The sequence below is a fragment of the Luteococcus sediminum genome, assembly GCF_054783495.1.
Map to the genome: position 1 here is coordinate 39,571 of NZ_BAAGQL010000004.1, position 20,643 is coordinate 60,213.

19 protein-coding genes are annotated in these 20,643 nt (G+C 70.3%); 12 read left to right on the forward strand and 7 right to left on the reverse strand.

The window, feature by feature from the left end; translation table 11 throughout:
- Positions 1-47: 47 nt before the first annotated feature.
- Together ACYVKA_RS01470 and ACYVKA_RS01475 are read right to left on the reverse strand one after the other, a co-directional pair.
- On the reverse strand, positions 48-848 hold the full coding sequence (locus tag ACYVKA_RS01470; protein ID WP_460702413.1) for a hypothetical protein: 801 nt from the start codon (positions 846-848) through the stop codon (positions 48-50).
- 30 nt (positions 849-878) lie between these two features.
- Positions 879-1,958: a mannose-1-phosphate guanylyltransferase gene (locus tag ACYVKA_RS01475; RefSeq protein ID WP_460702415.1), complete on the reverse strand. Its 1,080-nt coding sequence runs from the start codon at positions 1,956-1,958 to the stop codon at positions 879-881.
- 58 nt (positions 1,959-2,016) lie between these two features.
- Here ACYVKA_RS01475 and ACYVKA_RS01480 point away from each other — a divergent pair, with 58 nt between their 5' ends.
- From ACYVKA_RS01480 to ACYVKA_RS01490, 3 genes are all read left to right on the forward strand, one after another.
- Positions 2,017-2,742, forward strand: a complete 726-nt coding sequence (locus ACYVKA_RS01480) for a TIGR03089 family protein (protein WP_394274664.1) — start codon at positions 2,017-2,019, stop codon at positions 2,740-2,742.
- Positions 2,743-2,809: 67 nt separating this feature from the next.
- Positions 2,810-3,703 carry a hypothetical protein gene (locus ACYVKA_RS01485; RefSeq protein WP_460702417.1) on the forward strand — a complete coding sequence of 298 codons (894 nt, stop codon included), beginning with the start codon at positions 2,810-2,812 and terminating at the stop codon, positions 3,701-3,703.
- Positions 3,703-4,626, forward strand: coding sequence for a helix-turn-helix domain-containing protein (locus ACYVKA_RS01490; RefSeq protein WP_460702419.1), 924 nt, complete (start codon positions 3,703-3,705; stop codon positions 4,624-4,626). The genes ACYVKA_RS01485 and ACYVKA_RS01490 overlap by 1 nt, the downstream gene beginning before the upstream one ends.
- 16 nt (positions 4,627-4,642) lie before the next feature.
- Here the strand turns inward: ACYVKA_RS01490 and ACYVKA_RS01495 are convergent, their stop codons facing one another.
- Positions 4,643-5,686, reverse strand: a complete 1,044-nt coding sequence (locus tag ACYVKA_RS01495; protein WP_460702421.1) for a glycosyltransferase family 2 protein — start codon at positions 5,684-5,686, stop codon at positions 4,643-4,645.
- Positions 5,687-5,779: 93 nt separating this feature from the next.
- On the opposite strand from ACYVKA_RS01495, the gene ACYVKA_RS01500 reads away from it, so the two are divergent.
- The 6 genes from ACYVKA_RS01500 (at position 5,780) to ACYVKA_RS01525 (ending at position 12,392) form a co-directional block, all read left to right on the forward strand.
- Positions 5,780-7,132, forward strand: a complete 1,353-nt coding sequence (locus tag ACYVKA_RS01500; RefSeq protein WP_460702423.1) for an LCP family protein — start codon at positions 5,780-5,782, stop codon at positions 7,130-7,132.
- Positions 7,133-7,246: 114 nt separating this feature from the next.
- A complete protein-coding gene (locus ACYVKA_RS01505; RefSeq protein WP_460702425.1) occupies positions 7,247-8,194 on the forward strand; it encodes an ABC transporter ATP-binding protein in 948 nt (315 codons plus the stop codon).
- A 1-nt stretch (position 8,195) separates the two neighbouring features.
- Positions 8,196-9,194, forward strand: a complete 999-nt coding sequence (locus ACYVKA_RS01510; protein WP_460702427.1) for a hypothetical protein — start codon at positions 8,196-8,198, stop codon at positions 9,192-9,194.
- Positions 9,195-9,239: 45 nt separating this feature from the next.
- Positions 9,240-9,905 carry a TetR/AcrR family transcriptional regulator gene (locus tag ACYVKA_RS01515; RefSeq protein ID WP_460702429.1) on the forward strand — a complete coding sequence of 222 codons (666 nt, stop codon included), beginning with the start codon at positions 9,240-9,242 and terminating at the stop codon, positions 9,903-9,905.
- On the forward strand, positions 9,877-10,788 hold the full coding sequence (locus tag ACYVKA_RS01520) for an ABC transporter ATP-binding protein (RefSeq protein ID WP_460702430.1): 912 nt from the start codon (positions 9,877-9,879) through the stop codon (positions 10,786-10,788). Before ACYVKA_RS01515 ends, ACYVKA_RS01520 begins: the two co-directional genes overlap by 29 nt.
- Positions 10,785-12,392 carry an ABC transporter permease gene (locus ACYVKA_RS01525; RefSeq protein ID WP_460702433.1) on the forward strand — a complete coding sequence of 536 codons (1,608 nt, stop codon included), beginning with the start codon at positions 10,785-10,787 and terminating at the stop codon, positions 12,390-12,392. Before ACYVKA_RS01520 ends, ACYVKA_RS01525 begins: the two co-directional genes overlap by 4 nt.
- On the opposite strand, the gene purE is transcribed toward ACYVKA_RS01525, so the two are convergent.
- From purE to ACYVKA_RS01540, 3 genes are read right to left on the reverse strand one after another with little or no spacing between them, the layout of a single operon-like run.
- Positions 12,389-12,931 carry a 5-(carboxyamino)imidazole ribonucleotide mutase gene (gene purE / locus ACYVKA_RS01530; protein WP_460702435.1) on the reverse strand — a complete coding sequence of 181 codons (543 nt, stop codon included), beginning with the start codon at positions 12,929-12,931 and terminating at the stop codon, positions 12,389-12,391. The two genes, ACYVKA_RS01525 and purE, sit on opposite strands and share 4 nt — an antisense overlap.
- The gene (locus tag ACYVKA_RS01535) at positions 12,924-14,111 is read right to left on the reverse strand and encodes a 5-(carboxyamino)imidazole ribonucleotide synthase (RefSeq protein WP_460702437.1); all 1,188 of its coding nucleotides are present in this window, start codon (positions 14,109-14,111) and stop codon (positions 12,924-12,926) included. The genes purE and ACYVKA_RS01535 overlap by 8 nt, the downstream gene beginning before the upstream one ends.
- A 9-nt stretch (positions 14,112-14,120) precedes the next feature.
- On the reverse strand, positions 14,121-15,623 hold the full coding sequence (locus tag ACYVKA_RS01540; protein WP_460702439.1) for a metallophosphoesterase family protein: 1,503 nt from the start codon (positions 15,621-15,623) through the stop codon (positions 14,121-14,123).
- 262 nt (positions 15,624-15,885) lie between these two features.
- On the opposite strand from ACYVKA_RS01540, the gene ACYVKA_RS01545 reads away from it, so the two are divergent.
- Both ACYVKA_RS01545 and ACYVKA_RS01550 read left to right on the forward strand, forming a co-directional pair.
- Positions 15,886-17,181: an MFS transporter gene (locus ACYVKA_RS01545; RefSeq protein ID WP_460702441.1), complete on the forward strand. Its 1,296-nt coding sequence runs from the start codon at positions 15,886-15,888 to the stop codon at positions 17,179-17,181.
- Positions 17,182-17,237: 56 nt separating this feature from the next.
- Positions 17,238-18,137 (forward strand): extensin family protein, encoded by a 900-nt coding sequence (locus ACYVKA_RS01550; RefSeq protein WP_394275967.1) that lies wholly within the window; start codon positions 17,238-17,240, stop codon positions 18,135-18,137.
- A gap of 25 nt (positions 18,138-18,162) precedes the next feature.
- Here ACYVKA_RS01550 and ACYVKA_RS01555 read toward each other — a convergent pair whose 3' ends face one another.
- Positions 18,163-18,957 carry a biotin--[acetyl-CoA-carboxylase] ligase gene (locus ACYVKA_RS01555; protein ID WP_460702443.1) on the reverse strand — a complete coding sequence of 265 codons (795 nt, stop codon included), beginning with the start codon at positions 18,955-18,957 and terminating at the stop codon, positions 18,163-18,165.
- Between the two features lie 81 nt (positions 18,958-19,038).
- On the opposite strand from ACYVKA_RS01555, the gene ACYVKA_RS01560 reads away from it, so the two are divergent.
- Positions 19,039-20,622, forward strand: coding sequence for an acyl-CoA carboxylase subunit beta (locus tag ACYVKA_RS01560; protein WP_460702445.1), 1,584 nt, complete (start codon positions 19,039-19,041; stop codon positions 20,620-20,622).
- Positions 20,623-20,643: the final 21 nt, after the last annotated feature.

Genomic DNA, 20,643 nt, shown 5'->3' on the forward strand with positions numbered 1-20,643 from the left:
ATTGACAAGTGCACGGGATGCACTCCCGATCACCGGGCGCCTTGTGCTCATTCCTCACGAGGAAGCGGCGACCAGCTGACGGCGCCCTGCCCGATCGGCGTGCCCCCTTGTGCATCCTGCGTTGGCGGCGCTATGGCGTGCCCGGCGGCACGCTGGCCGGCGGTGGGCCAGGGACCAGCGGCGGAGGGCGCCTCCAGTTCGGCGGGGCCATCCGGGCGTGCCGGCTGCCAGCCCGATGAGCTCTCGCCCGGATGCCCCCAAGTGCTGGCGGCAGCCCCGCTCGCGGCATCGCCGGCGCGGGTCCACACCGCCCCAGCGGCCTGGTCTGCCTTCCAGCTGGCAGCCTGCGGCTCGGACTCCTCCACGGACTCCACCTCGACGACCCTGGGTCGTTCGGGCAGCGCCGCCGCCTGCTCCTCGCGGGTGCCCCTGAGGGTGCGCACCAGCAGGACGGCGGCGGCGGCCTTGAGCGAGATCTCCAGCAGTCCGCCGAGCACCTCCAGGGCGCTGACGAAGGGGCCTCCGGGGGCCCCGGGCACGCCGAGGACCAGGAAGATCGCTTCCAGGGCTGCGGCCAGCCCCACCACCATGGCGGCCCAGCGCACCACCTGGGTGGCGCGCCGGGTCGCGGGGGCGATTCCCAGGCAGGCGGTGGCGGCCAGGAAGCACAGCAGCACCATCACGATGCTCAGCGAGCTTCCGCCCACGGCGCGCGAGGCCGCCGACAAGGGCTCGCCCTGCACCAGCAGGTAGCCCCAGCGCACCAGCGAGATCAGGATGTAGACCACGCTGATCCCCAGTACTCCAAGGGCGGCGGGCTCGCGGAAGCGCTTCACAGTCTCTGCCATGGACCCAGCCTAGATCCTCCTGCGGCAGCTTCAGGCCAGCTCGGGCCCGACCTGCTCGGAGACCAGCCCCACCAGCTCCTTGACCCGCTGCGACTGCTCCAGCGGCACCACGAGGGTGGCCTGTTCGGTGACGCACACGACCATGCCGGAGATGCCCGCCACGGCCACGACGGTGCCGGGCCGTCCCCGGTTGATCACCAGGTTGTTGCTGGCGTCGAGGGTGACGGTCACCCCCTCGCGGGCATTGCCCTGCTCGTCGTGGGTGAGCTGTTCGGCCAGTGAGGCGTAGCCGCCCAGGTCGTACCACTCGATCTCGAGGGGCACGGCGACGACGTGCGCACCGGTACGGCCCTGGCTGACGGGCTCCATGATGGCGTAGTCCACCGAGGTCTTGGCCAGTTGCGGATAGATCTCGCCCAGCCGCTCGGGCTGGGCCGCGAGCTCCAGGACGCTGGCGTGGGTCTCGGGCACCAGCTGGCGCAGCTGTTCCAGGACGGTGGCCGCCTGCCAGACGAACATGCCCGAGTTCCACCAGTACTGTCCGCTGTCCAGGTAGGCCCGGGCAACCTCGGCGGTGGGCTTCTCCTTGAACTCGGTGATTCCGCTGGCACTGGGGAAGGCGGCCAGCGAGTCGCCGCGCTTGAGGTAGCCGTAGCCGGTGTGCGGGCTGTCCGGCACGACGCCGAAGGTCACCAGCGCACTGTCGTCGGACTCGGCGATGCTGAAGGCGGTCTCCAGGGAGGCGCGGAACTCCTCGACGGGGGTGATGATCTGGTCGGCCGTCAGCACTGCCATCACGGCCCGGGGGTCGCGCCGCTGGAGCACAGCGGCGGGCCAGGCCACGGCATTGAGCGAGTCGCGCCCGACGGGCTCGCCCAACAGGTTCTCCTCAGCAAGTTCGGGCAGCTGCCGTGACACCACGGCGGTGTAGGCGGCTCCGCAGCACACCAGGATGTTCTCGTCGGGCACCACCCCCGCGACCCGCTCGTAGGCCAGCCTCAGCAGGCTCTTTCCGTCCACCAGTTCGAGAAGCTGCTTGGGCTCGCCCTTGCGGGAGAGCGGCCACAGACGGGTCCCCGAACCACCGGCCATGATCACCACATGTCTCATGGCTCGAGCCTAGTGGCCCTCACGGTGCCGGCGGGCGGGGCTGCCCTAGGATGGCTGAATGTTCCTGCCGAACGATCCCGTCGCCGCCCTCGAGTCCCGCACCGTCGCCGACCCGGCCCAGCCGCTGCTCACCTGCTACGACCTGGACGACGGCTCCCGGGTGGAGTTCTCGGCCCGGACCTTCGCCAACTGGGTGGACAAGACGGCCAACCTGATCGGTTCGATGGGGCTCGACGACGGGGGGGACGTGGGCCTGCCGCTGCTGCTGACCGACCCGGGCCACTGGGTGGGGATGGTCTGGGCGATGGCCACCTGGCAGGCCGGCGGCACGGTGCTGGCGCTGCCGCGCGACGACCTGGACCGGGTCGAGCTGGCCGTCGTGGGCCCGGCCCGCACCCATCCCGTCCCGGGGGTGGAGACGGTGGCCTGTTCGCTGCACCCGCTCGGCCTGGGTCTCCCGCAGCCCGTGGCCGGAGTGACCGACTATGCCGAGGTGCTGGGCCAGCCCGATGTGCACTGGCGCAATGACCCGGCCCCGGTCTGGTTCGACGACGGTGAGCAGCGCCTGGGGGCCGGGGCGCTGGCGGTTGTGGAGCCGGACGCGCGACGTCGCCTGGTGCGACCCACCGGCGAGCCGTGGACCGACCTGGTCGAAGGCCTGCTGCGAGCCCTGTCCGGTGGAGGTTCCTCGGTTCTGGTGCGCGGCGGTGATGAGATGGACGCCGCCGAGCTCGAGGAGCGACTGGCGCGCATCGCCGCGGCGGAGAAGACTGGTCGCGGTTGATCCCGCATCCTGCTTCCAGGAATTCTTCCCCATGACGTACACGACCACCAACCCTGTGTCACGAACGATGCCGTCCGCCTTCGGGGAGATCCTCGCCGGTGCACTGCGCGAGCGGGGCATGACGCTCAAGGCGTTGCAGCAGCGCCTCGCCGACAGCGACATCCGGTTGTCTGTGGCGACACTGAGCTACTGGTCCTCGGGGCGCTCGCTGCCGCGACGCGCAGACTCGCTGCGGGCCGTGGGGCTGATCGAGCAGGAACTGGAGCTGCCGGAAGGAAGCCTGGCCGGCCTGCTGACCACGCGGCCGTCCGACGTGCGCCAGGCCTTCGCGGGGCGGCCCTGGACCGACGAGGTGGCCACGATCCTGGAGGACTTCGGGCTGGCGATGCCCGGCCCCGTCACCACCGTGATGCAACACGACCTGGTGGTCGTCGACGACCCGCCCGGCACTGAGCGCGAGTGCATCCGCCAACTGGTGCGTGCCGAGATCGACGGGCTGGAGCGCATCCCCTCGATCCACCTGGGTTCCCATCCCGGCGACGCCGTGCCCCGCATCACGGCCCCTCACGGTGTGACGATCGGCCGCACGCGGGACCTGGGGACCCTGCCCGGCCAGGTGGCCGAACTGGTGCTGCCCCGCCCCCTCCCGCGCGGTGCGACGCTCTGGCTTGGCTACGAGGTGCTGCGCCCCCGAAGCACCGAGGACCCGTGCATGCAGGAATGTACCCTGGGGCGCACCGCCGACTTCCTGGTGCAGGAGGTGCTCTTCACCGGCCCGCTGCCCCGGGCCGCTGGCCACGTCTTCGTGCCCACCGGCCAGACCACGGGCGTCGACCTCGTGGAGTTGGATCCCGGCAAGCCCCGCCTGTGCCACATCACCCGTTACGCGAGTCCCGGCCGTCACATGATGCTGTGGTGCTGGGACCACGACGGCATCGCCGAGTTCGCCGAGGGGGACTGATGCCGGACAGTACCGCTTCCCAGCCGCCCTTCGGCCGGGCCCTCGCGCAGGCCTTGCAGCAGCGCAACCTGACGCTGCAGAACTTGCGTGACCTGCTGGCCGAGCGGGGACACAGCATCTCCGTGGCCACCCTGAGCTACTGGCAGACGGGACGCTCCACCCCGCGACGCACCAATTCCCTGCGGGCAATCTCCGAGATCGAGAAGGTGCTGGAGGTTGGCGAGGGGCACCTGCGGCGGCTGTTGCCCGACCGGTCGACCGGGGTCGCCTCCTTCGCCGATGTCTTCCCCGACGGCGAGGAGATCCAGCGGATCCGCTGCGAGTTGGGCATGGACATGGTTCCCGGGCTGGGCAAGGTGGCGCTGCGGGAGATGCTGGTGGTCAATTCAGACCACACCTCCCGCCAGTCGCTCCACCAGCTGCTGCGTTGCACCACGCCCCGCACCCGCTTCATGTTGGCGATCCACCGCGTCGACGACGAGGCTCCCAGCCCGGTGCTGGAGGAGGGCTTCGGCATGGCGGTTCATGCCTTGGTGGAGCTGGAGGCCGGGAACGGATTCGTCGCCCAGCTGGACCTGGGACATGAGCTGGAGCTCGCCGAACTGGCCTGGGTGGGCTACGACGTGGTCTGGTCCTCCCACCAGGCACCGGTCGGCAACCACACCCGGATCCTGGACGCCAGCGTGGACGTCCTCGTGGAGGAGGTGCGCTTCGATGGCGACATGCCGCGGCTCGCGATGTGCTCCTACACCCCGCCCGAGCAGGACGAGCCCACCGAGGTGGTCATCTGGGAGGAGCCGACCGCGCTGCTGCAGTACGCCCGCGAGCAGGCGCCTCCGGGCACCTATGCCCTGCACTGGGCCATGCCCGGGTCGGACCTGACCGGCACCCCCTTCGACCGGTGGGGACCGTGGAGCCGCTGACGGTCAGGGCTGAGGCTCAGACCTGCTCGGGCTCGGGGCCGCCGCGCTGTTCGACAGGCAATCCGACGATCGCCCCGGCCCCCCAGGCCATGTGCATCACCGTGAGCACCAGCGGCAGCCTGGCCCGCACGCCCGGGTCCATTGGGCGACGCATCAGCGCGGCGGCGGCCGTCACGCCCCCGAGGTAGCCCACCGGGGCGAGGAAGCCGACCGTGAGCGCGCGCCTGCCGGTGGCCAGTCCGAGCAGGCCGGCCAGGGAACCGCCGGCGATGGCAAGCACCGTCACGGGCGGGGCCAGGTAGCGGGGGCTGATCGTGTCGGGATTGCGACGCATCACCTCGCGCCGCCACTGCCCGGTGCGGAAGAACTGCCGGGCCAGTGCGGTGACCGACGAGCGGGGGCGGTAGGTGACCTGCAGGTCGGGCGAGAACCAGACCGTCCACCCGGCCTTGCGCAGCCGGTAGTTCAGGTCCCAGTCCTGGGCGCGCAGGAGGGTGGGGTCGTAGCCGCCCACCTGGTCGAGCGCGTCACGCCGGAAGACCCCCAGGAAGACGGTCTCGGCGGGCCCCTCGGGCGAGTTGGCCAGGTGGAAGGACCCTCCTCCCAGCCCCACGGGTGAGGTGTAGGCGACGGCGACGGCCTTCTCGAGGGGGGTGCGTCCCCGGGCGGCCATGTGCCCACCGACATTGGCCGCTCCTGTGCTCCGCAGCAGGTCGACGGCCCGGTCGATGTAGCCGGGAGCCAGCGCGCCGTGGGCGTCGACGCGCACGATGATGTCGTACCGGCTGGCAGCGATGGCGAGGTTCAGCGCATCGGGGGTGGTGCCGGAGGGGTTGGCGACGACGGTGATCCGGTCGTCGGCGGCCGCCAGCTCGTGCGCAATCTCCTCGGTGCGGTCGGTGCTCGGCCCCACGGCCAGGACGATCTCCATGGGATGGTCCTGGGCCAGCACCCCGGCCACGGACTCCTCCAGGTGGGTCTCCTCGTTGAGGACGGGGATCACCACGCTCACCGGTTCCGGGTCCAGGGGGCGTCGAGGGGTGCTGCCGGGCGAGCTCATGGATTCCATTCTTCCAGCACCCCAGCACACCATCCATCCGGCTCGCCACCAGCCTGTGAGGCCTCACAGCCAGGTCTGGGTACGGTTGTCGCCATGGATCCCCGTGACGATGCCCGCAGGCAGGCCGATCTGGACTGGCTCTACGGCTCCGAGAAGCCCAGTGCCGACCAGTCACGGATCATGGATTCCCACGAGGCAGCCGAGCTGGAGAGACGGCGTCGCGCCACCGCGCAGGCCGCTGGAACGGGCGCAGCCGCCGCCCAGCGGGCCGAGCAGAAACCCCAGCGCGTGGTCTACACCGAGGACCAGGTGCGCAAGCCGACCCGTCCCGAGCCACGCCCGGCACCCGCGCCCAGGCCTGCCCCACGTCCCGCGCCCCGACCGGCTCCTGCAGCCGCGCCCCGCCCCGCACCACGGCCAGCCCCCCGCCCGGCACCCGCTGCCGCCCAGGTCAGTGCCCCCGCGCCCGTCCGTCGTTCCCGCCGCCGTCGCGGCGGCTGCGGCCCGCTGGGACTGCTGCCCTTGCTGCTGGTGGCCTGGCTGGTCTGGCTGCTGGTCGTCCCGGTGCTCGCCGTCACCCGCGCCGGCGCCGTCGATGCCAGCCCCGATGGGGACCGTCCGGCTGACCAGCCCGGCACCATGACGCTGATGGTCGGCTCGGACGCCCGCGAGAACCTGACACCCGAGCAGCAGGCCGAACTTGGCACCGGCACCGAGGGGGGCAAGCGCACCGACACGATGATGCTGATGTACACCCCGCGCACCGGCAAGCCGGTGCTGGTCAGCCTGCCGCGCGACTCCTATGTGGACATTCCCGGCCACGGCAAGAACAAGCTCAACGCCGCCTATGCCCTGGGCGGTCCGGAACTGCTGGTCGAGACCATCGAGCAGGACACCGGCCTGCGCGTCGACAGCTACCTGGAGGTGGGCTTCGACGGCTTCGCCACTGTGGTCGACGCCGTGGGGGGCGTCGAGATGTGCCTCGACGAACCCATGGTGGACAAGGATTCGCACACCAACCTGCCGTCCGGCTGCCAGACCCTCAAGGGCACCGACGCGCTGGGCTATGTGCGCATGCGCAAGGCCGACCCCGCCGGCGACATCGGCCGCATGAAGCGCCAGCGCGAGATGATGGCCGCCCTCGTGAAGAAGGCGGCCAGCCCGATGACCTTCATCAACCCGGTGCGCTACTGGAGGCTCAACATGGCCCTGGGCGGCTCGGTGCAGCGGGGCAAGGGCACTGGCCCGGTCGAGCTGGCGGCCACTGCCAATTCCTTCCGCAAGGTCTCGTCGGGTGATGCGCTGGCCGTCTCGGTGCCGCTGAGCAGCACCGACACCTCCACCAGTGCCGGGTCCTCGGTGATCTGGGACGAGCAGAAGGCCGGCGCCTTCTTCGAGCAGATGGCCTCGGGTGACACCTCGGGGCTGGAGCAGTACGTCCGCTGACCCCACCTGCTACGACCGTGGTCTCGACCCCCCGTTTCGCCGCGGACGGTGCGGCTCCGCTCCCCTAGCGTCGTCTGCGTACCCACAGTGGGTACGCCGACGAGAGGGGTGGCGATGGACACGGCCATCGAGACCAGCGGTCTGAGCAAGGGTTACCGCACGCTGAGGGGGCGACGCACAGCCGTCGTCGGGCTCGACCTGGTGGTGCCCCGCGGCGGTGTGCACGGCTTCCTGGGGCCCAATGGCTCGGGCAAGACCACCACGATCCGGATGCTGCTGGGACTGGTGCGGGCCGATGCCGGTTCGATGCAGGTACTGGGACGTGACGTCCCCAGGCACCTGCCGGCCGTCATGCCGCAGGTGGGCGCGGTGGTGGAGCGTCCCCGCTTCTTCCCGAACTTCTCGGGCCGGCTGAACCTGGAGCTCGCCGCCACGGCCGCCGGAGTCGCCCCGCGCCGGGTCGACGCGGTGCTGGAGCAGGTGGGGCTGGCCGGGCGCGACAAGGACAGCTTCCGCAGCTACTCGCTGGGAATGCAGCAGCGCCTCGCGCTGGCCGCCACCCTGCTGAAGGATCCCGAGCTGCTGGTCTTCGACGAGCCGACCAATGGCCTCGACCCGTCGGGCATCCACGAGATGCGCGAGACCGTCCGCGGCCTGGGGCGCGAGGGCCGCACCGTGCTGGTCAGCTCCCACCTGCTCAGCGAGGTGGAGCAGGTGGCCGACACCGTCAGTGTGATCGGCAAGGGAAGCCTGCTGGCCAGCGGCAGTGTGGTGGAGCTGCTGGGAGCGCGCGCCAGCCGGGTGCGGGTGTTGGTGGAGGACTCGACGACGGCGGCGACGGTGCTGGTGCGGGCCGGGCTGCAGGTGGGCACCGACGGCCCCGCGCTGATGGTGGAGGGTGCCGGGGACCCGGCCCGGATCACCCGCCTGCTGGCCGACCAAGGGCTCTACGCGCGCGAGATGACGCCGGTGCGTCGCGACCTGGAGTCGGTCTACCTGGAGCTGACCAGCGGAAACAGCCCCGTCGAGGGCAGCGGGATCACCATGCAGAGGGAGAACTGAGATGGCACGACTGGTACTGGCCGAGCTGCGGCGCCTGCTGCACCGGCAAGTGACGATCCTGTGCCTGGTGGGGGTGCTGCTCGCCCTGGGCGTCACCGGCTGGGCTGTCGGGGAGGGCACCAGGCCCCCCACCGAGCAGCAGAAGCAGGAGGCCATCGCGAGCTACCGGCAGGCACAGGCCGACTGGGACAGGAACGGGGCCCAGCAGATCAAGGACTGCCAGGCCAGCAATGAGGAGATGCTCCGCAGCGACCCGCAGATGGATCGTTCCTACCTGATGGACTGCACCGCCGAGGCCATGGCTCCGCGGGCACAGTGGTACGCCATGACCCCGGCGCGGATGAGCGACGCCGTCATTCCGCTGCCCTACCTGGCCGGCCTGCTGTCGCTGGCTGCGGGGATGCTGGCGGCGGGCAATTTCGTCGGAGCCGAGTTCACCACTGGCAACATCGGCAGCTGGCTCTTGGTCGAGCCGAGGCGAAGCAGGGTCGTCGCCTCGAAGCTGGCGGTGGTGGGGCTCTTCACCGCGGTGCTGACGACGGTGGTCTCCTGCTTGATGGTCGTCGGGTTGTGGGTCATCGGCCAGATGAGTGACTTCCAGCAAGACCTCACTGGCCAGGCGCAGGCCTCGCTGCTGGCGGGGCTGGGGCGGGGTCTGGTGCTGGCGGTGGCCGGGACGCTGGCAGCCGCGGGACTGGCCTTCCTCTTCCGCCACACGGTGGCCGTGGTGTCGGCCGTCGCGGTCTACAGCCTCTTCTCCGTCTCCTACGGCAACGGCGACTCCTGGTTGCAGCGCTTCGGCCTCCTCCAGAACCTCGAGGCCTGGTTCGAGGGGCGGATGACCTACACGGTCAACGTGCTCAAGCCCGGAACCACCGATGCCTACTTCGCGGTGCAACACGTCCTCACCCGCGCGGATGCCGGCCTATGGCTGGGCGGGCTGGCACTGGCGAGCATCGTGCTGGGCTGGCTCTTCTTCACCCGGCGCGACGTGGCCTGATCGGACTTCTTGACTCAGACTGAACATGCGTTTAACTTCTTGAACGTGAGTTCAAACCCTGCCGACCTCCTGCCCCAGGCGCGTATCCGCCTGGCGGCCCTGGAGCTGTTCGGTGCCCAGGGCTTCGAGAAGACGACGATCCGCCAGATCGCCGCACGTGCCGGCGTCTCCCCCGGCCTCGTGATTCACCACTTCGGCAGCAAGAACCAGCTGCGCGAGCACTGCGACGACTGGGTGGTGGAGTTCCTGGAGCAGGAGAAGACGCTGCTCACCCTCGGCCCCCAGCCCGGCCTGCGGGACTACCTGGCCGAACATCCCGAGTACGAACCGGTGATCGCCTACCTGACCACCGGCCTGCGCGAGGGGGGCGCGATCGCGGACCGGATCTACAACCGGACCGTCACCATGACCGCGTCCCTGCTCGACCTGGCCGAGGCGCAGGGGCTGGTGCACATGCCCCAGGACCGGGAGGCCACCGTGGCCTTCCTCGCAGCCAGTTCCCTGGGTCTGCTCATGCTCTCGGAGCAGTTTGCCCGCCAGCTGGGAGGCCAGCAGCTCGACGACCCAGACGTCGTCGAGCGCTATGGCCTGGTGGCCGCCGAAGTCTTCACCCATGGCCTGTTCACGCCCGCATATCTGGAGGCGCTGCAGGCAGCCAACACCACCACCCCGGGAGACGGGAATGAACGACCTCGCAATCCAGACCACTGACCTGGTCAAGACCTTCGGCAGGCTGCGCGCCCTCGACGGGCTGACGTTGGAAGTCCCGACCGGACAGGTGCACGGCTTCCTCGGACCCAACGGCGCCGGCAAGTCCACCACCATCCGCGTGCTGCTCGGCCTGCTGCGGGCAGACTCCGGCACCGCGCGCCTGCTCGGGGGCGACCCGTGGCGCCAGGCCCCCGACCTGCACCGGCGGCTCGCCTACGTGCCCGGCGACGTGACCCTGTGGCCCAACCTGACCGGCGGGGAGGCCATCGACATCCTCGGCCGCGCCCGTGGCGGACTGGACAAGACCAGACGCGCCGAACTCATCGACGCCTTCGGGCTGGACCCGCGCAAGAAGGGCCGCACCTACTCCAAGGGCAACCGGCAGAAGGTGGCGCTCGTTGCGGCGCTGGCCTCCCGCGTGGACCTGCTGCTGCTCGACGAGCCCACCAGCGGCCTCGACCCGCTGATGGAACACGTCTTCACCGACCTGATCCGGCAGGAGCGGGAGCAGGGCCGCACCGTGCTGCTCAGCAGCCACATCCTGTCCGAGGTGGAGGCGCTGTGCGACCACGTCTCGATCATCAAGGCCGGACGCATCGTCGAGACGGGCACCCTCGATGAGCTGCGCCACCTGCACAGCCTGCAGGTCACGGCAGATCTGGACACCGTGCCCGACAGGCTCGGAGCCCTGCCGGGCGTGCACGACCTGCGCGTCGAGGGCAACCGGGTGCGCGCCCACGTCGACGCCGACCGGATGAACGACGTCCTGGTCCTGCTCACCCAGCACGGAGTCCGCAAGCTCACCTCGGCCCCACCGTCGCTGGAGGAACTCTTCCTGGGCCACTACGACCAGGGCGACCAGGCGTCGGGAGCGGCACGATGAGCACCCTCACCGGAACCGGCATGATGCTGCGGCTGACGCTGCGCCGCAACTGGCTCTTCTGGTCGCTGTGGATCCTCGGCCTGGCCTGCCTGATGCCGCTGACGGCCAGCCAGTACGACACGATCATCCCGCCCGGCACTGACCCTCGCGCCACCTTGGACCCGTTGCGCAAGAACCCGTCGATGCTGGCCCTGCTGGGACCGGTCTTCGACATCGACACCAAGGGCGGCTTCGTCTTCTGGCGGGTGGGAGGCTTCGCGAGCATGTTCGCCGGGATGATGGGCGCCCTGGGCATCATCCGCGCCACCCGCGCAGAGGAGGAGGAAGGACGGCTCGAGCTGCTGCACGCCGGCTCGGTCGGACGGCACGCCCCACTGGCCGGGGCGCTGGCATGCTGCATGCTTGCCTGCCTCGTGCTGGTAGCCGTGACGGCCGCGTGGACCGCATCGACGGGGCTTCCCGGCACGGGTTCAGTGGCGGCCGGGGCGGCGGTCGGCGCCGAGGGACTGCTCTTCGTCGGGATCGGGGCGGTGTGCGCGCAGCTCTTCGAGAGTGCCCGCAGCGCCCGCTACTGGGCCGTCGGGGCCCTGTGGGGCGGCATGTTCCTGCTGCGCATGATCGTCGACGGCGCCGGTCCCGAAGCCTCCTACGCGAACCTGCGCTGGGCCATCCCGATGGAGTGGGGCATGCTGCTGCGGCCATTCGCCCAGGAACGCTGGTGGGTGCTGGCGCTGCCCGTGACGGCCTTCGTCCTGCTCGTCGCCGTCGCCTTCCGGCTGGAGTCCACCCGCGACCACCTGGCCGGGCTCTGGCAGACCCGTGCGGGACGCGCCACCGCCCCCGGATGGCTGGGTGGGGCGTGGGGGCTGGCCTGGCGGCTGCAGCGCGGCACCCTGCTGGGCTGGAGCCTGGCGCTGGTGCTGTGCTCGGCGGGGATGGGCTCGATCATGAGCCAGATGGACAAGGCCCTGGCAGCCAATCCACAGATGGGCGAGATGCTGCAGAAGATGGGTGGCACCGCGAACCTGCAGACCGCCTTCTATGTCGCAATGACCGGGATCATGGCCACCGTCGCGGCCATCATGTCGGCGACGGTGCTGGTCCGGCTGCGCAGCGAGGAGGTGCACGGCCATGCCGAACAGGTGCTCGCCACCGCCACCAGCCGCACCAGCCTGGCGCTCAGCCACCTGCTGTGGGCGGTACTGGTGCCCTGCATCGTCCTGGTCGCAGTCGGCGCGGCGATGCCACTGGTGCAGGCCCAGCGCAACCACGACTGGAGTCTGGTGGGCACCTACACCCGCACCGCGCTCGGCCTGCTGCCCGGCCTGGTGCTGGTCACCGGCGCCATGATGCTGCTGATCGGCTGGCTGCCCCGGCTGACCGGACTGGTCTGGGCGCTGCTCGGCTGGACCATGTTTTGCACCTGGTTCGCCGTGCTCTTCGACCTGCCCGACTGGCTGGTCCGGCTGCAGCCCTGGGGCCACCTCGCCCACCTGCCGCGCGACCCGATGGACTGGACCGCCTTCACCATCGAGTCCGCGCTGGCGATCGCCCTGCTGGCGCTGGGCCTGCTGGGCTACCGGCGTCGCGCCATCCCGGCCTAGCGGTTGTGCTGGCGCACCTTCTCGCCCTTGGCCAGGGCCTGGTCGCGCAGGCTGGCCTGGAAGTCCAGCATCTTGCCGGTGAGCTCCTCGTCCCCAGCGGCGATCATCCGGGCGGCCAGCAGGCCGGCATTGCGGGCATTGCCGATGCTGACCGTCGCGACCGGCACCCCGGCGGGCATCTGCACGATGCTGAGCAGCGAGTCCATGCCGTCGAGGTACTTCAGCGGCACCGGCACGCCGATCACGGGCAGCGGGGTGAGGGAGGCCAGCATGCCGGGCAGGTGGGCCGCTCCCCCGGCGCCGGCGATGATCGCGCGGAGCCCTCGGGTGTGGGCCTCGCGGCCATAGGTCACCATGTCCTCCGGCATCCGGTGGGCGCTGACCACGTCAGCCTCCCAGGCGATGCCGAACTCATCGAGGGCGACGGTGGCGGCCTCCATGGTGGGCCAGTCGGAGTCGGAGCCCATCACCATGCCAACCAGCGGCCGAGCGGGCTCGCGCTGCTCCAGCACGGACAGCGGGGTGGTGACCTCAGGCATTCGGATCTCCCATCAGGTAGCCGGCGGCATGCCGGGCGCGCTTGGTGACGTCGGCGAGCTCCTCGCCGTAGGTGGTGACGTGGCCCACCTTGCGATGCGGCTTCACGTCCTTGCCGTACAGGTGCACGCGCAGCTTGCGGTCGCGGGCAAAGCAGTGCTGCAGGGCGCCGGTGAGGTCCTCCTCGTCGCCGCCGAGCACATTGGCCATCACGACGTGGGCGGCGCGCAGGCCAGGATCGCCCAGCGGCAGGTCGAGGACGGCCCGCAGGTGGTTCTCGAACTGTGAGGTGTTGGAGCCGTCGATGGTCCAGTGCGCCGTGTTGTGGGGGCGCATCGCCAGCTCGTTGACCACCACGCTGCCGTCGCGGCGCTGCATCAGCTCGACGGCCAGCAGACCCACCACACCGAGCTCGTCGGCGATCCGCAGCGCCAGCTGCTGCAGCTCGCTCGCCTGGGACCCGTCGAGGCCGGGGGCCGGGGTGGTGGTCTCGGCGCAGATGCCCTCGCGCTGGACGGTCTCGCTGATCGGGTAGGCGACGGCCTGCCCGCTGGGCGAGCGGGTCACCAGCGCCGCCAGCTCCCGGGTGAAGTCGACGAACTCCTCGGCGACGATCACCACGCCCTCGCGGCTGATCGTGCCGCCGTCGACGGTGCTGCCCTCCTCGCGGAGCACCGCGAAGGGCTCGTCGGCCTGCTCAGGGCCGTCCACCTTCCACACGCCCTTGCCGTCATAGCCGCCGCGCGAGATCTTGGCGATCACCGGCCAGCCGTGCTCGTCACCGAAGGCCACCAACTGCTCGGGCTGCTCACAGATCGCGAACTCGGGATTGGGCGCGCCGAGCTCCGTCATCCGCAGGCGCATCCGCGACTTGTCCTGGGCGTACTGCAGGGCGTCCGGGCCGGGGCGCACGGCGGTGCCGGCAGCCTCCACCTGCTCCAGCAGCTGGGTGGGGACGTGCTCGTGGTCGAAGGTGATGACGTCGCAGTCGCGGGCGAAGTCGAGCAGCACCTGGGGATCGGTGTAGTCGCCGACGACGACCTCGTGGACCACCTGGGCGGCCGACACGTCCGGCCCCTCCGCGAGGAGCCGGACGCGCACGCCCAGGGCGATGGATGCCTGGTGCATCATGCGGGCCAGCTGGCCACCGCCGATGATGCCGATGATGTAGGGACGACTCACCCCACGAGACTACCGAAGGACGCCGCAGCACCCGTAGTCCGCGAGCCGTCCGTCACACGACGCATGTTCACAGAATCCGTGTTCACCGGACCCAGGCCATCTTGTCGATGACCGCACCGTTGACATCGACACGGTCGCTGGGGTGGAGCGGAAGGTGTGCTTGAGCGTGCCGGCCTTGGCGTCGACCTCCACCAGCCGCACCATGGCGTCGGCGTTGTTGTCGTAGTTCTGCTGCATCGCCACGACGCGGTGGCTGCCGAAGTCCTCCACCAGGACGCTGCGCACGCCCTGGTGCCCGCTGAGCACCATGCGCACAGTGGGATACTTGGCCACGAGCTCGCTGCGCACGGTGCTGATCGGCAGGTCGCCGTAACCGCCATTGCCGGTGACGACCTTCCCGTCACGATCGAGGTAGTCGTGGGTGAGCAGGATGACATTGCGGTCGGGATGCGCGGCCACCTGCTGCTTGGCCCAGTCGAGCTGGGCACGGCGCGGCCACAGCTCCAGGGCGACGACCATCCACTTCAGGCCGCCGGCCTGGAACATGTGGGTGGAGGTGTCCTGCCGCCCGGCCTGGGTGGCGGCGCGGAAGCGGAAGTGGGAGCCGTCGAAGTAGGAGTTGTAGGTGGCGGTGTCGCGCAGCGCCTCGTGGACGTTGACGCCGGGACGCGCCGAGCCGCCCTCCCCGGTGGCGTAGGAGTCGTGGTTGCCGACGGCGCCGATCCAGCCCACCTGGGCCTGCTCCAGCACCTTCATGCCGGTGACGGCATTGGCGTACTGGTCGTGGTCGGGGGTGTCCCAGTTGGCGATGTCGCCCACCTGGATGGCGGCCCGCAGGTCGAGCTGGTCGGCGCCCTTGCGGGCCACCAGCCAGTTGTTGCGTGCCACCATTCGGGGTGCTCCGGCACGCAGGCTCTCGTTCTGGGTGTCGGGGATGACGGCCAGGCTGAAGCGGCCGTCCGCATCGGCGCCAGAGGCGGCCGTGACCTGGGGAGCAGGAGTCGGGGCACCACCCACGACGTACTTCGCGCCGACGTCGACCCAGCCCTGGCCCACCAACTGCGCCACGCCGCCGGCAGCGACCTCGCGGTGGACGCCGTCGCGCGCCACCCGGTGGATGACCACGCCGCAGGTGGCGTGCGGCGGCGCGGCGTGGAATCTCACGCCCTGGTCGGTATAGCCACGCTTGGTCCAGCTGGGCACGTCATTGGCGACGGCGGTGACGAAGTCGGCCCCCTTCGACAGGCGGTGCACGGCCACCAGGCCGTCGGCGGCGCGGGTGCTGACCGTGCCCAGGGTGCCGGCCTGGGTGAACTGGTAGCTGGCGGCCTTGTCGTACTCATTCTTCCAAGGGTTGACCAGGCTGGTGCCGACGGCGCTGGAGAACTGCTGGTAGAGCGGGGTGGTGAGCTGGTCGCACGCGCCTTCGGCCAGGGCCAGGGCGGGTTGGACGGCTGTGGTGGCGGCGACCAGGGCAACGGATGTCAGCGCTGCAAGGTGTCTGGTGCTCATCAGGGTCTCCTGGATGGTGATCTCTGGAAGGGCTCTGCGGGGAATCGTCCTGGCGCAGCGGGTTGCGGCCAGGTGTGACGCTAGGGCTGGCGTCGACCGTTCCCGGACCACGTGCGCGGGGGGGGGTTCATCGACTCTGCATCTGGAATTCACCACTCCACTCCGACCGGTCACCTGCTCGCCGCCGCCTGGTCGCCCGAAGGCCACGTCCACGGATGGGGACGGCCGGCTGGACAGGGCTGCAAGGACCTAGCGTGAACCGGTGAGCAGTCCCCGCCCCCGCATCCACCCGGCCTGGCTGGTGGCCGCCGTCACATTGGTCTGCCTGCTGGTCGCCTCCGCCTTCCGGTCCTCGGCCGGGGTGCTGCTGCAGCCGCTCGAGGACGAGTTCGGCTGGAGCCGCGCCGCGACCTCCGGTGCGGCCAGCCTCAACCTGGTGGTCTACGGGCTGGCCGCTCCCTTCGCGGCCGCCGTGATGGAGCTGTGGGGGCCGCGACGCACCGTCTCGGCCTCGCTGCTGGTGGTGGGCCTGGCGGCGGTGGCCAGCCTCTTCATGGACCAGGCATGGCAGCTGTGGCTGCTGTGGGGGCTGGTGATCGGACTGGGCACGGGCGCCCTGGCGCTGACCTTCGGGGCGATCGTCGCCAACCGGTGGTTCGCCCGCCACCTGGGCCTGGTGACTGGTGCCTTCAGTGCCGCGACGGCCGCCGGGCAGGTGCTCTTCGTGCCCGTCGTCGCCCAGGCGGTGGCAGGGCCGGGCTGGCGAGTGGCGGTGGGCACCATCGCCGCGCTCACCCTGCTGTGTGCCGTGTTGTGCTGGCGCGTGGTGCGTGACTGGCCTGGACAGGCCGGTGTGGAAGCGCTGGGCACCGGCCGGCCGGGCTCCGTCCCCACTGCGCAGCCCACCGACGAGTGTCCGCGCGGCCTGCGGGAACCACTGCGCAGTGCGGTCTCGGCCCTGACGAGGAACTGGCGACGGCCAGCCATGGTGATCCTGTTGGTGAGCTTCGCCATCTGCGGCTGGTCGACCAATGGCATCATCCAGACCCACTTCGTGCCCGCGGCCCATGACCACTCGATGCCGGCCACCACGGCTGCCGGCGTGATCGGGCTGATCGGCATCTTCGACGTGCTGGGCACCGTCGCCTCCGGCTGGCTCACCGACCGTTATGACCCGCGGTGGCTGCTGGCCGTCTACCACGGGCTCCGGGGGCTCTCGCTGATTCCGATCAACCAGATGCTGGAGGCGCACATGACCCCGGCGCTGTGGCTCTTCGTGGTCTTCTACGGGCTGGACTGGACGGCCACCGTCCCGCCCACCATCGCCCTGTGCCGGGAACACTTCGGCATCCGACGCTCGGGCGTCGTCTTCGGCTGGGTCTATGCCGCACACATGGTCGGGGCCGGCCTGGGTGCCAGCGTCTCGGGGCTGCTGCGTTCGGCCGACGGCACCTATACCCGCGCCTGGATGCTCACCGCGGCCCTGTGCCTTGGCGCCGCGGTGCTGGTGCTGCTCGACCGCCGCCCCCGCGGTCCGGTGACGGCGACCCCCGCCTGAGCGACGGTTAGTGTTGCCCCAGTCCCGGCCGCCAGGGGCAGGAAACAGGAGGCGCGATGGCCAGCAGGCAGGACCTGGACTGGTTGCACGGACGCGAGCCCCTGGCCTCCGGCAGCCACCCAGCCACGCCCCCGCCCGGTCGGCCGAGGAGCTCGCGTCGCGGGCTGCTCGTCGGCGGCGCGGCGACGCTGGGCCTGGCTGGTCTGGGACTGGCCGGCCTCGAAACCCTGCGCACCGGCCCCGGACTGCCGGGCATTGGGGGCGGGGTCGGGCCGCGTGGGAAGCCCACCTGTCTGGACGCCTCACAGCTGGCGTCCGCCTCACGGATCGGACGGGCCCGCATCATCTACGAGCCGACCGGGAAACCCGCCACCATGCGCTTCGACGCCGGCTTCCTGGGCCAGCTGGAGGCCTGGATGGCCGACTTCGAGGCCACCTCGCGCTACGGCGGGAGCACCGAGGTCTGGAGCTATGGCGCCCACGTCGTCAAGGACCAGTGCCGCTCCTGGCATGCCAACGGCCGCGCCTTCGACATCTCGAGGCTGCGGATCGGCTCCACACCAGTGGTCAGTGCCCGCGAGGACCTGTGGCACGAGGCCAGCGCCGAGCGCCAGGCCGAGCTGCGGCGCCGCTACTGGACGCTCGCGGCCTCACTGCACCTGCACTTCGCCTACGTGCTGACCCACCACTTCGACCCTGAGCACCGCAACCACATCCACGTCGACAACGGCCTCTCGGGCAGCGGCATGAGCAGCTTCAGCCGTGGTTCGCGGGTGCAGAACCAGGCAGTCCAGGCGATCTGCCAGTCGATCTGGGGCCAGCAGGGCGAGGTGACCGGGCAGTGGGACGAGACCCGAGACCAGGCGGGCCCCGTCCTGGCCGAACTGGGTCTGCGGGACCTGCGACGCCAGGAGACCTGGCAGGCCTTCCTGCGTGCCAGCGTCCAGCGCGGCTGAGCGGTTGAGCGACGACCAGGAGCCGCTACTGCAGCCGCAGGTGGAAGACGTCGCCGGCGCTGAAGGGCTGCAGCCCCTGGGGCGTGCGCACCACGAGCCGTCCGAAGTCGTCCACGTGGTCTCCGGTCCCCAGCACATGGGTGTGCTCGTCGACCATCACCCGCAGTGGCGAGCCGATGGAGGCGCAGCGCCGCTCGTACTCCTCGTGCACCTGCCCCTCGGACTCCCAGATCTCGTAGAGCCGGGCGAACTCGGTCAGCAGGCTGGCCAGCACCTCGCTCTTGCCAGCCTCGAGCCCGGCGATCCTCAGCGAGGTTGCGGTCGGGACGGGCAACTCGGACTCGTCTAGGGAGAAGTTGATGCCGATGCCCACCACAGCAGCGGCCCCGTGGTCGCCGTCGATGCGCTCGGACAGGATGCCGCAGATCTTGCGCCCGTCGACCAGGACGTCATTGGGCCACTTGAGCTCCACGCGGCCGGGCTCGGCGCCGGTGGCCTGTTCGATCCCCGTCGCCACGGCCATCCCGGCCAGCAGCGAGAGCCAGCCCCAGTCCAGCGATGGCCGGGTGGGGCGCAGCAGCAGCGAGAAGGCGACCGAGGCCCCGGCGGGTGATTCCCAGCGGCGCTCGAAACGGCCGCGGCCGGCGGTCTGTTCCTCGCTGACCAGCACCAAGCCGTCGAGGTCGGTGGTGCGGGCCAGCACCGCGAGGTCGGCATTGGTGCTGCCAGTGGTGGGCACCCAGCGCACCTCGTTCCACAGGGTGACACGCTCCAACAGCTGTCGCAGGAGCTCGGGATCGGTCGCGTCGCAGGCGGGCATGCAGCGCACGGTAGTCCCGCAGGATGGAATTGCCCAGCCGGAGCGGTGCGCAGCAGCCGCTGAGCCGCTAGGGTCAGCCCCATGGAGATCGACATCCACACCACAGCTGGAAAGATCGCCGATCTGGGCCGCCGCATTGACGCTGCCGTCAATGCCGCTTCGCCCGCGGCCGTCGAGAAGCAGCATGCCAAGGGCAAGATGACGGCGCGCGAGCGAGTGCTCGCCCTGCTCGACGAGGGGACCTTCGCCGAGCTTGACCAGTTCTCTCGCCACCGTTCGACCGCCTTCGGTCTCGAGGAGAAGCGCCCCTATGGCGACGGAGTCATCGTGGGTGTGGGTGCCATCAACGGCCGCCCGGTCTGTGTCTTCAGCCAGGACGTCGCCATCTTCGGTGGCGCGCTGGGCCAGGTCTACGGCGAGAAGATCGTCAAGATCATCGACTTCGCCATCAAGACCGGCGTCCCGCTGATCGGCATCAACGAGGGTGGCGGCGCCCGCATCCAGGAGGGCGTGGTCTCGCTGGGCCTGTATGGCGAGATCTTCCGTCGCAACACCCACGCCTCGGGCGTGATCCCGCAGATCAGCCTCATCATGGGCGCCGCGGCCGGTGGCCACGTCTACTCCCCCGCCCTGACCGATTTCACGATCATGGTGGACAAGACCTCGCAGATGTTCATCACCGGTCCCGCGGTCATCAAGACCGTCACCGGCGAGGACGTGACGCTCGAGGAGCTGGGCGGCGCCCGCACCCACAACACCAAGTCCGGTGCCGCGCACTACCTGGCCGCCGACGAGAACGACGCGCTGGAGTACGTGCGCGAGCTGCTGAGCTACCTGCCGCAGAACAACCTGGAGGACCCGCCCGTCTTCGACGACGAAGAGGTCGACCTCACCATCACCGATCACGACCGCAAGCTCACCACGCTGATCCCGGACTCCCCGAACCAGCCCTATGACATGCGCGAGGTCATCCGCACCGTCCTCGACGACGACGAGTTCCTCGAGGTGCAGCCGCTGTTCGCGCAGAACATCATCTGCGGCTTCGGCCGCATCGAGGGGCGTTCGATCGGTGTCGTGGCAAACCAGCCCATGCAGTTCGCCGGCTGCCTCGACATCGACGCGTCGGAGAAGGCCGCCCGCTTCGTGCGCACCTGTGATGCCTTCAACATCCCGGTGCTCACCTTCGTGGACACCCCAGGCTTCCTGCCCGGCGTCGACCAAGAGCACCAGGGCATCATCCGTCGCGGTGCGAAGCTGATCTACGCCTACGCCGAGGCCACCGTGCCGCTGCTGACCGTGATCACCCGCAAGGCCTACGGCGGCGCCTACGACGTCATGGGCTCCAAGCACCTGGGTGCCGACATCAACCTCGCCTGGCCCACCGCCCAGATCGCCGTGATGGGGGCCGAGGGCGCCGTCGACATCCTGTACAAGAAGGAACTCGCCGAGATCGAGGACGACCAGGCGAAGGCGGTGCGTCGCAAGGAGCTGATCGACGAGTACAACGACGAGCTGGCCAATCCCTATGTGGCCTCCGAGCGCGGCTACGTCGACCAGATCATCTACCCGCACGAGACCCGCGCCGAGTGCATCCGGGTGCTTCGCCTGCTGCGCACCAAGCGTGAGGTGCTGCCGCCGAAGAAGCACGGCAACATCCCGCTGTGATGCACCCGAGGACCCAGGAGT

Coding starts and splice junctions, on each gene's coding strand:
- ACYVKA_RS01500 (WP_460702423.1), top strand. CDS start 5,780: ATGGATCCCCGTGACGATGCCCGCAGGCAGGCCGATCTGGACTGGCTC.
- ACYVKA_RS01560 (WP_460702445.1), top strand. CDS start 19,039: ATGGAGATCGACATCCACACCACAGCTGGAAAGATCGCCGATCTGGGC.
- ACYVKA_RS01485 (WP_460702417.1), top strand. CDS start 2,810: ATGCCGTCCGCCTTCGGGGAGATCCTCGCCGGTGCACTGCGCGAGCGG.
- purE (WP_460702435.1), bottom strand. CDS start 12,931: ATGCCTGAGGTCACCACCCCGCTGTCCGTGCTGGAGCAGCGCGAGCCC.
- ACYVKA_RS01480 (WP_394274664.1), top strand. CDS start 2,017: ATGTTCCTGCCGAACGATCCCGTCGCCGCCCTCGAGTCCCGCACCGTC.
- ACYVKA_RS01550 (WP_394275967.1), top strand. CDS start 17,238: ATGGCCAGCAGGCAGGACCTGGACTGGTTGCACGGACGCGAGCCCCTG.
- ACYVKA_RS01510 (WP_460702427.1), top strand. CDS start 8,196: ATGGCACGACTGGTACTGGCCGAGCTGCGGCGCCTGCTGCACCGGCAA.
- ACYVKA_RS01475 (WP_460702415.1), bottom strand. CDS start 1,958: ATGAGACATGTGGTGATCATGGCCGGTGGTTCGGGGACCCGTCTGTGG.
- ACYVKA_RS01490 (WP_460702419.1), top strand. CDS start 3,703: ATGCCGGACAGTACCGCTTCCCAGCCGCCCTTCGGCCGGGCCCTCGCG.
- ACYVKA_RS01495 (WP_460702421.1), bottom strand. CDS start 5,686: ATGAGCTCGCCCGGCAGCACCCCTCGACGCCCCCTGGACCCGGAACCG.
- ACYVKA_RS01525 (WP_460702433.1), top strand. CDS start 10,785: ATGAGCACCCTCACCGGAACCGGCATGATGCTGCGGCTGACGCTGCGC.
- ACYVKA_RS01540 (WP_460702439.1), bottom strand. CDS start 15,623: ATGAGCACCAGACACCTTGCAGCGCTGACATCCGTTGCCCTGGTCGCC.
- ACYVKA_RS01555 (WP_460702443.1), bottom strand. CDS start 18,957: ATGCCCGCCTGCGACGCGACCGATCCCGAGCTCCTGCGACAGCTGTTG.
- ACYVKA_RS01470 (WP_460702413.1), bottom strand. CDS start 848: ATGGCAGAGACTGTGAAGCGCTTCCGCGAGCCCGCCGCCCTTGGAGTA.
- ACYVKA_RS01520 (WP_460702430.1), top strand. CDS start 9,877: ATGAACGACCTCGCAATCCAGACCACTGACCTGGTCAAGACCTTCGGC.
- ACYVKA_RS01505 (WP_460702425.1), top strand. CDS start 7,247: ATGGACACGGCCATCGAGACCAGCGGTCTGAGCAAGGGTTACCGCACG.